The 8,733-nt window shown below is 31.2% G+C and carries 20 protein-coding genes; all 20 read left to right on the plus strand.

The genetic code is table 11. The features are described 5' to 3' along the window. The first annotated feature begins 141 nt into the window (after positions 1-141). A complete protein-coding gene (locus tag JCM16418_RS22930; protein ID WP_036653678.1) occupies positions 142-354 on the plus strand; it encodes a hypothetical protein in 213 nt (70 codons plus the stop codon). 50 nt (positions 355-404) lie between these two features. Next, on the plus strand, positions 405-548 hold the full coding sequence (locus tag JCM16418_RS25170) for a hypothetical protein (protein ID WP_156327252.1): 144 nt from the start codon (positions 405-407) through the stop codon (positions 546-548). Positions 549-580: 32 nt separating this feature from the next. After that, complete coding sequence (locus tag JCM16418_RS22935) at positions 581-1,372, plus strand: S1 family peptidase (protein ID WP_036653680.1); 792 nt, start codon at positions 581-583, stop codon at positions 1,370-1,372. Positions 1,373-1,513: 141 nt separating this feature from the next. After that, entirely contained in the window at positions 1,514-1,912 is a 399-nt protein-coding gene (locus JCM16418_RS22940; protein ID WP_036653681.1) for a hypothetical protein, read from the plus strand. A 288-nt stretch (positions 1,913-2,200) separates the two neighbouring features. Then, complete coding sequence (locus tag JCM16418_RS22945) at positions 2,201-2,464, plus strand: hypothetical protein (RefSeq protein ID WP_036653683.1); 264 nt, start codon at positions 2,201-2,203, stop codon at positions 2,462-2,464. A gap of 47 nt (positions 2,465-2,511) precedes the next feature. Beyond that, positions 2,512-2,790 carry a hypothetical protein gene (locus tag JCM16418_RS22950; RefSeq protein ID WP_036653685.1) on the plus strand — a complete coding sequence of 93 codons (279 nt, stop codon included), beginning with the start codon at positions 2,512-2,514 and terminating at the stop codon, positions 2,788-2,790. Positions 2,791-2,839: 49 nt separating this feature from the next. Then, the gene (locus tag JCM16418_RS25175) at positions 2,840-3,010 is read left to right on the plus strand and encodes a hypothetical protein (RefSeq protein ID WP_156327253.1); all 171 of its coding nucleotides are present in this window, start codon (positions 2,840-2,842) and stop codon (positions 3,008-3,010) included. A gap of 280 nt (positions 3,011-3,290) precedes the next feature. After that, a complete protein-coding gene (locus JCM16418_RS22955) occupies positions 3,291-3,545 on the plus strand; it encodes a hypothetical protein (protein WP_036653686.1) in 255 nt (84 codons plus the stop codon). Between the two features lie 183 nt (positions 3,546-3,728). After that, on the plus strand, positions 3,729-4,013 hold the full coding sequence (locus JCM16418_RS22960) for a hypothetical protein (RefSeq protein WP_148298902.1): 285 nt from the start codon (positions 3,729-3,731) through the stop codon (positions 4,011-4,013). A 55-nt stretch (positions 4,014-4,068) separates the two neighbouring features. After that, a complete protein-coding gene (locus JCM16418_RS22965) occupies positions 4,069-4,509 on the plus strand; it encodes a hypothetical protein (RefSeq protein WP_036653690.1) in 441 nt (146 codons plus the stop codon). Positions 4,510-4,811: 302 nt separating this feature from the next. Next, positions 4,812-4,982, plus strand: a complete 171-nt coding sequence (locus JCM16418_RS24815; protein WP_158442458.1) for a hypothetical protein — start codon at positions 4,812-4,814, stop codon at positions 4,980-4,982. A gap of 399 nt (positions 4,983-5,381) precedes the next feature. Further along, entirely contained in the window at positions 5,382-5,711 is a 330-nt protein-coding gene (locus JCM16418_RS22975) for a hypothetical protein (RefSeq protein ID WP_036653693.1), read from the plus strand. Positions 5,712-5,786: 75 nt separating this feature from the next. Next, complete coding sequence (locus JCM16418_RS25180) at positions 5,787-5,936, plus strand: hypothetical protein (protein ID WP_156327254.1); 150 nt, start codon at positions 5,787-5,789, stop codon at positions 5,934-5,936. Between the two features lie 30 nt (positions 5,937-5,966). Next, positions 5,967-6,332, plus strand: a complete 366-nt coding sequence (locus JCM16418_RS22980; RefSeq protein WP_148298904.1) for a hypothetical protein — start codon at positions 5,967-5,969, stop codon at positions 6,330-6,332. A 216-nt stretch (positions 6,333-6,548) separates the two neighbouring features. Then, on the plus strand, positions 6,549-6,707 hold the full coding sequence (locus JCM16418_RS25185; RefSeq protein WP_156327255.1) for a hypothetical protein: 159 nt from the start codon (positions 6,549-6,551) through the stop codon (positions 6,705-6,707). Continuing rightward, positions 6,685-7,020: a hypothetical protein gene (locus JCM16418_RS22985; protein ID WP_036653697.1), complete on the plus strand. Its 336-nt coding sequence runs from the start codon at positions 6,685-6,687 to the stop codon at positions 7,018-7,020. Before JCM16418_RS25185 ends, JCM16418_RS22985 begins: the two co-directional genes overlap by 23 nt. Before the next feature lie 269 nt (positions 7,021-7,289). Continuing rightward, a complete protein-coding gene (locus tag JCM16418_RS22990) occupies positions 7,290-7,562 on the plus strand; it encodes a hypothetical protein (protein WP_036653699.1) in 273 nt (90 codons plus the stop codon). Between the two features lie 284 nt (positions 7,563-7,846). Continuing rightward, positions 7,847-8,128 (plus strand): hypothetical protein, encoded by a 282-nt coding sequence (locus JCM16418_RS22995; RefSeq protein WP_036653701.1) that lies wholly within the window; start codon positions 7,847-7,849, stop codon positions 8,126-8,128. A 47-nt stretch (positions 8,129-8,175) separates the two neighbouring features. Continuing rightward, positions 8,176-8,451, plus strand: coding sequence for a hypothetical protein (locus JCM16418_RS23000; RefSeq protein ID WP_036653702.1), 276 nt, complete (start codon positions 8,176-8,178; stop codon positions 8,449-8,451). Continuing rightward, complete coding sequence (locus JCM16418_RS25190; RefSeq protein ID WP_036653704.1) at positions 8,438-8,650, plus strand: hypothetical protein; 213 nt, start codon at positions 8,438-8,440, stop codon at positions 8,648-8,650. The genes JCM16418_RS23000 and JCM16418_RS25190 overlap by 14 nt, the downstream gene beginning before the upstream one ends. Positions 8,651-8,733: the final 83 nt, after the last annotated feature.

Genomic DNA, 8,733 nt, shown 5'->3' on the forward strand with positions numbered 1-8,733 from the left:
AGATTGATGATAATCGAAAGTTTGTTTCCATTTTTAATAATATAGAATAAAAATATGACATTAATTATTTTATTACTTTACAATTGTAAAGTAATCAATTATAATATATCTAAGAGAGAAGAAGGGGGTATTATTCTGAACATGAATCCGAAGCTTACCAATATTGAAAAAGATTTGCTTGAATGTATTTTGCTACTGAGAAAAAGACATCTCTTTACCAAAACTTTAGGTGATGGTCAAATACAACGCGTAACTAGAAAAGATGATTTAACAGGTATAAATGTTTATTTTCATTCAAATTTACACGGAGAAATGAAGGTAGATGGCGAAGAGTTTTTGAAAGAGTTAAGATAGAGAACAAAGACCACTATTGTAGATAGTCAGTTTGTTGGAGTATTAAAGGGATGAAAATTATTGATATTACTATTTTTATTAATAAAAAGAGGGGGTTCAGTGTGATCTGGCTATTAATTTGGTTAGGTATAAATTTAGGCGTTGTTATGATGTTTTATGGTACATCTGTAGAGAATGGTATTGGCAATAAATAATTTTATAAATAATAAATAGAGGTGATTTATTAATGTATAAAAACATTTTAGTAATTATTATAACAACTATTTCAGTGTTATTATTCGCATCAACTATTGTAAACGCTGAAGAATCAAAAAAGGTTTATTACACTACTGGTATTGTTTTAAAATCCGAATTGGAGAAGCAAAAGGAGAAAGTGGTTTATATTATTGCGAAGTTTGAAAATGATAACTATTTTATTGTTGGTACTGGTTTTTTTATCAAGGGTGGCTACATCGTTACAAATGACCATCTCGTTAATAGTCATCAAAAGACACTAGAAACAGTTTTCTATAGAACAATTTATGATGGGATCGTATCTGATTCTAAAATATCGAAAGTAATTTATGAGAACCCAGAAAGCGACATAGCTATATTAAAGACTAATCAAACAGATCACTGTTATTTCGAGTTGAGCAATGAAATTCAAGACGGTGAACAATATAAGGTTATAGGCAACCCTATCGTAGACTCTAACGATGTATTAAGCAACGAAAGCATAAGTGAATTATATTTTTCAAACAACAAAAAACAGGTACTATGGAGAGTTAGAGAGGGTGTGGCAATAAGTGATACTTTAATAGATAAAAAATATAGCGAAAGATGGTCATGGGAAGGAGAAACGGTTGTGAAAATATTTAATATTGAAACATATCAAGGAAATAGTGGATCGCCTATAATTGATATTGCTGGAAAAGTTGTTTCGATTGTTTCAGGTCTACGATACTTTGATAATAGCACTTTTGGAGTAATAGATATGAAATTGTTAGAAGCAGTAAAAGAAGCTAATATTAATTTATAAACAAGAATAAAAAATACTTTGTATAATAAAAACACTTTACAATTGTAAGGTTTGTGTGGCAAGATGGTTTAAGATAAAATACTTCATATCAGAAAACTACAAAACGGTGATCAAGAAAATATAACAGGGGAGATGATTTAAATGTTAAGAGTGGTCAATATACTTGGACATGATTTGGGTTTTGGTGACAATGAAGAGAAGTATGAAGAAATACATAACCTGCTTAAAAAAGGGCACGAAAAATTCCGTTACAATGATGATGAGATGATTTTATTTCATGAATACGATAAGGCTATAATTGAAGAATACTTGCAAATAAAATTCCCTGAAGATGGAGCATCACTTTTTGAAGATGTTGAATTTCAAGTAAATGATTCTGGTGATTGGTTTGAACCAATAAAGGGACTACAAATTGATAAGTCAGACTGTTTTAAAGAAATAATCAACGACTTCGGATTATATGAAGATAGAATTTGGAGTGCTGGAACAACATGGATGAATCTTACAATGAAATTAATAAGATCATCAGAGAACAAATGATCAAAGTATTTGCACGAAAAATGATTGAGGGTATTGAGGAAATTAATAACGGTAATTTTGAGTGGAGTTAAGTAATGCAACAGAATGCCGATAGAGTTATATAGAAGCTGCCAGCAAGCAGAGACATAATAGCAATTAAATGACCGTTTCCTTATAACAGATTTCAACTTCAACTATGAAGATAGCTGCAAGACAAAAGAATTGTAAACAAAACCAGTCTTTCATCGTGATAGAGATGGAAGAAATGTATGAAACATTTTATCAATTTAAAGAAACGGTGGTTTAACCATGAAAAAAGTATGGCTTACGAATTTTATGATTAATGAAGAAATAATTCACTTGATTACTGAGGATAAGCCGTTGCAGCGTGATATTATTGGATTATTAAAAGTGAATCTTGGCGAAAGAGGAATAATGGGTACATTGAAGGTGATTGATTCAGAAAAAGAAAAGGATGAACAGTATTACGAGATTGCAGTAGGGGATCTAATTGTTAAAGCGAATGTATTATATATGGAAGTAACACGAATTAATTGGCCTATCAAAGAATGACACGATGAACCAAGTATTTAATCTCATAACAGAAAGGGGTAGTATAAATGAATTTTAAAGACGTAGTTGAAGAAGTTAAAGGGAAGTCACTTTTGTTTTCAATGCTTACAAGTAATGGTATTCATATGAATACAGTTGTAGAAAACATTGTTGTTGAAGAAAGAGAGGATTATGTTTCTATTGAGAACCCAGAAGATCCGTTGTGCCAACATTTGTTAATTCCAATTAAAAAAATTCTGAATATAACAAGGTCTCGCGATGAATATAGCGATGTTATTACATTGGAACTTAAATCAGGAATTGAGATCGTAATTACGTTCAAATAACAGGTCAAGAAAAGCGGCGTTTCAACCAAACTTGAGAGGATAATATATAATGGATAAACCAAAGATTAGTCGAAAAGGTGTAGAGGAAATGATAAAAATTCTAGAATCTGGAGAAGATCCAACGAGTAAAAAAATCAGAAAAATAAAAAGAGAAGCGCAAAAGAACGTAATGAAAATGTTCTCTGTAGATGGAAATAAATCAGACAATAATAACGAATGAGGCTAAAGAAATATATGAAACAATTTCGTTTGATTGTCCAACTACTGGAAAGCCCGTAAAAGGAGTTTCTTTCCAACTCTTAAAGAGCTGAGATTCCGACTGAATTATGAAACAGATGAAACAGAATGGAACACACTAGAATGGTGTATGAGTTCTTCAAGTAGGGTTATTGGAGGACTATAGGCAGCAAATATGCATATAGGTTCAATTGGTCTTAATATCAGCGAGATATATTTTAAGTAGTGCTTAAAACAAGTATTTTATGAGGAGAATGAGAGCAATGGAATTGAAAAATATAAAGACTATAAATTTACCAGATATAGTAAAGGAACTAGAAATGATGAAAATAGATTACACCAATAGTCTTCAAATTATAGAGGAATTTGGATCAGATAACGACCAAGCGGTGTATGTAGGAAGTTTAATTTATGGGTTAGAGGCTCCTAAAGATTTTACCTTCACAATTACTAAAAACAATTATACAATTGTGGATGGAATGAAAAGACTGAACGCGATTATGCTTTTTATTAAGTAATAAAGTCACAGTCGGAGGTAAACACTATTCTGATTTTACGATTGAGCAACTTAATGAAGTGAAACTTACTTTTACTACAATGGGAATCAATACAGACTTATTCCGTCTTCTGAATCAATAAAAACGGCATTTCAACCATACTTTAAAGGAGAGATAATTAATATGGAAAAATATATAAAGATAGTGAGTTCAATCAACCCAGACGTTACAGAAGGTGAAATTTACAAGGTAGTTAAAGAAACCATTTATACATGGGGTAGCCATGACGAAGAGGGATATAAGATACTCAATGGTAATAATATTATTCATATCATCGATGATGAAAGAGACGAGTGCAGTTTCATTGAAGGGGATGAAGATAATGTTACGTTTGAAGTTGTGGAATTAGTTCATGAGCTTATCTATAAACTAAGAGAGCTACAGAATCAATATAAAGTTGACATCGATCTAGTTAAAAAATTCATTTAATACTACTCATGAAAACTGGATTTCATGTGCATTAAAAAATTCAGGAGGTTTTGAGATGAAATTTCATGGTCAAGGAGAGCGCTTAGTATCGGTAATAGTTGATAGCAATTTACATAAACTGAAGGATAGTGATGGTAATAAAACTGTTGTGAAAACAAAAATAGTAGATAACATCGTAACAATAGAACATTGTCAAGAGATTACTCAAAAGTTAAAAGAACATTATAAAATCGAACCTAAAATTCTTGATATTTATGTTGATATTTATTCAAAAACTGAAGGAAATGAAGTTGCTGACTTTCCTGAAGAATTACTTCTTGATAAAAAGGTGCTATACGATGTAGGTTTAAATAGATTAAGAATTTGGCAGGACGGTATTTTTGTATACGAAAACATAAACGGAGATATATGTAGTGATCCAGTCGCATTAGACAAAAAATACTATCCTTTTGTTCCTGTTTACAAAATTTTTGCTAAAAGTGAGCTAGAGATATAAGACATTATATTAATTGATAATCCTGATAGGGTGATGGTTAAATGATTGACACTAATAGACCATTATTAAATAGTACTTGTCCAATATGTAATAAACCACTCGGAAGAAACAAAAACGCTTGCTCAATGAAATGCTATGCAAAACTTAAATCTCATTATAAATTATGTATTATTTGTGGAGAGAAGTTCCAAGATTCACCAAGCAATCTTAATAAAACGTGCAGTTCGTTATGTTCCGTAGAAAACAGGAAACGACTTGCTGCCGATGGAGTAAACACCGCCGCCATGAAAAAGGCAAACGAAATGGCATCCAAAAGTCCTTTGACTGGTAGATTTGAGACACATATGCATGCCAAAGAGTGGGTCATACAAACACCAGACGGTCAAATATACAAATGTCGTAACCTTAAGAATTGGTTACGAGAACATGAGGATATGTTAGATGGTACGGTAAGGCAAGCTTGGATGGCATAAGTAAAATAAAATACTCCATGCAAGGTAAGCGCAAGAACTCACTTCAACAATGGAAAGGCTGGAGGTTATTAGAGTATGGAGATTAAAGTTATATAATCACTATTTTTGAATATGATGTGGTTATTAAATAAAGATGATGAATACTTTATAATAAATTTAAATATTGGAACTGTATAAATTGATCTTAGATAAATACAAAGCAGCATTAAGTTAACACAAGGGTAATAAGGGGCTTAAAAATGTTTATTTCAATATTATAATGAATACTTAAGCTTTGATTTATCACTTTTAACCTCTCTTTTCATTTAATTGGATTATGTTTTTATAACATTAGAGGATTTACTGCATATTATGTCGAAGTGTGTACCCATTATTTATAATAAAGGATGGGATAAACGGATGTATAGCAAACAAAGAAGTGACGGACTTATATATAAGATATACCACGAATTTGAACAGTATTACGTAGAGTTAGTCAATAGCGATAATGTAACGATTTCGGGGTTTGGCATTCCATTTCAGAGCGAGGAAGAAGCTATTGAATTGATAAAATTATTGTTCATGAACTATAATGATGGTAGACAAAATGCAGTTAAATTGATAGAACAGCAAGTTGTTTTATTTGAACAAGATGTACCTGAAGATATTACTAGAGGGGAACATGAAAGAACTATTGAAGCCATAAGAAGGATGACCATAGAGATTATTGAGACAATTAAAGCGAGCTAGTGATGGATTAAGATATGATAACCATAGAAACGATTCTTAATATCCTGTGACAATTATATTTTCAAGGAGGATCTTATGAAAATCAGTTTTCAGCACCCTATTTATTTAGTTCCTTGTGTAGTCCTATGGGAAGAACGAGTAGAAACATTGATGTTTGATTTTGAGGATTATATTGAAGCTGAAAAAGAATATTCCAGTAAAATTATTGATTCAGTGCGTGAATGAGTTATGCAAAACTCAATAAACTGCTATAGTTTGAATCAAGCTAATAGTCATCTTGCATATCTTGGTGTAAATGAAAGATTTGAAGAATTTGACCGTAAGACCTTTAAAAAGGCTTTAGATATAGTTTTAACACAGAATGAAGCTAATACCCATAAAATAATTAGTAGAGTCTACGAATTGGCAGCAAATCGATCTGAAACAGAAGTCTATCATTGGGCGTACCTCAGTATGGACGGAGATGTCGTTTATCAAAAGACAACTAATATTGAACCACTAGGTGTCATTAAACAAAAAGAAGCTATTGCCGTTTGCTGTGAAAAGCAGGGGTCTATAATCGGTACAGAAGATAAGTTTAAACAAAGAGTATTTCTAGATATTAAAGAAAAACTGAACTGAAATAGTCTTATGAATTATTTGTTGAATAAGCGGTGGTTTATCTGCTTATTTTTTTTATTATGATGTCGTTCCATGAGTATGTAAATGTAACATGAAATTGCTGCTTTAAGTTTAAATCTATAAATTTCAAATAAGCATTGACGCACATACGACAATAGGATAAGATAAGTATAACGGTCGTACATACGACAAAATAATTGAGAGGGATGATTAAAAATGGACAGCGTTATAAAAAAGATCAGACTTGAAGAAGACGAATTAGGAAAGCCATACATATACATTGCGTGGAATGAGCAAGAAGAGCAAGTAATAACCCCTGAATCCGTATTGAGACCTGAAGTGGTTGTGGAAAATGATGATAACTCAAATACTTAAAAATGGATTGGACATTGAAATCCCTGAATTTAAACCTTTCTCTGAAAAATTAACACTCTATTTCTTAAATCAAAAACAAACCGAAAGCTTTAACAAACCTTTAGCAAAAGATTTAGCGTCCAAACTAATTAAAAAGCTAATGAATGACGGAAAACTTAAGAGTGATTATAAAACAAAACTTGAAATTATTGAGAACGAATTGAATGATTTTGGTGATAATTTATTGAAGGATTATGTTTTAAATAGAATTAATAAAGTAATCGAAATATACCAGAAAACTGGGGTTTGGGATTTCTTATTATTGGGAAAGTAACACCGCTGGACTGTGTTACAACTGTAAAAGGATACGCCCTAAAAACCGGAAAAGGCATTCGAACAGTTCAGCGTATGTGTGAATCAGGTAAGCTCAAGGCGAAATATGAGCATGGCGTTTGGATCATAGAGTTGGAGGATTTTGAATAATATTTATCCAAATCTCTTTGTAGAAGAGTTATAAAATGTTACTTTCGTACATGAATATAAAAGGAGAGAATGACAACGAAAGAGAAAATCAAACATTAATACATTAGGAGGCTGCTTGCAATGAAACATAATAATGAATTTTTTGAAGTGGGAAAAATTTACGCTGTATATCTAAAAAGCGGAGAAGTTAGAAAATTTGTTTGCACGGGATCAGATATGGAGAATTTATTAGTTCGTGGCAGTTATGAAGGAGGTAAACAAAAAGGATTCAGAGCTAATCCTGCTTGGAATAGATTGATGGATAAACAAGAAGGACTTCCACCTGTTGCATATATGATTAAAATTAATAATAGAAATGGGTTACTTTGTTCATCTAGCGATTATGAAAAGTGATCAAAACAATAAATAAAAATGAAAAATATTATAAATATACTTTACAATTGTAAATTGACGTGATAATATGTATTCAAGAGTTAAATATATGAAATGGAGTGATAAAAAATTAATATTAAATGGTTTTGGAAGATAAGAAAAACAATTGATTTATCTGTTTTTGTTAATGACACGCTTCATTTACAACTAAAAGCTAATGAAAAGTTACTTAGCAAAAACAGATGATAATACAAAAAATCAGAATTTTAAACAGCATTAAAAATATGATAAGTGGAGTGATTTAAATGGATGATACATATTTTATTATTGTTAAAGGGAACACTTTCAAAGAAGTTGAGGGACGTAAAGTTATGATTAAAGATATTGAATGTTTTACTCACAGAAATGATGATAAAACTTGGAATGTTACTGAAGCAAAATCTGGAATGGCAGTTGTAAAAAATTATAGATTGAAAGAAGATGCAGTAACCCAAGCCGAGAAATTAATTGATCGTAATTATGAATGGCTACTAAATCAAATTGCGGAAAAGGTAGCTCAAGGTGAATTGTCGCCAAGATATGCATAACTGAGCATGAAATAATGCTTTTAACCAGAATGATAGGAGATGATGGCATGTATGGTAAATGGGTAGTAATCAATCTTGGTGAAGACATTAAATGTAAGGTCTGGGTTGCTTGTCTTCCAGATACACCAGAAGACATTCTACAACGCAGAGCATTGAATCAGTTACAAAGGAGATTACCTGAAAAGAAAACAGGAATAGCAGCATATGGAGACGCTATGCAGAAGATAGAGGATTATGAATATTCTCAAGGTCGAGGATTTAGATACAACGCAGAACAGTTTCTTAAAAAATTAATGGAAGGTAACACACATGAAAAAAACTAATTATCATTTGACTATTACAGAAAATAAACAGGACTATTATTTTTATCATGAATTTTTATCTACTGGAGACATATTGAGAATCGGAAGTTACAGAGTTGTTATTACACATAAAGACTACAATATGAGTCTATATACAGAGATACAAGCACAATTAGTTAATGAAGGTGAAATAATTATATCAAAAGAAAACATGAGATAAGAATATAAAATGACCATTTAACTCAAAAGAGGAGATATAAATATGAGATTGGAAAGATTTATTTTTGATCAATTTAGAATTGA

This window comes from Paenibacillus pini JCM 16418 (assembly GCF_000576305.1).
In the GTDB taxonomy this organism is placed as follows: domain Bacteria; phylum Bacillota; class Bacilli; order Paenibacillales; family Paenibacillaceae; genus Paenibacillus_AQ; species Paenibacillus_AQ pini.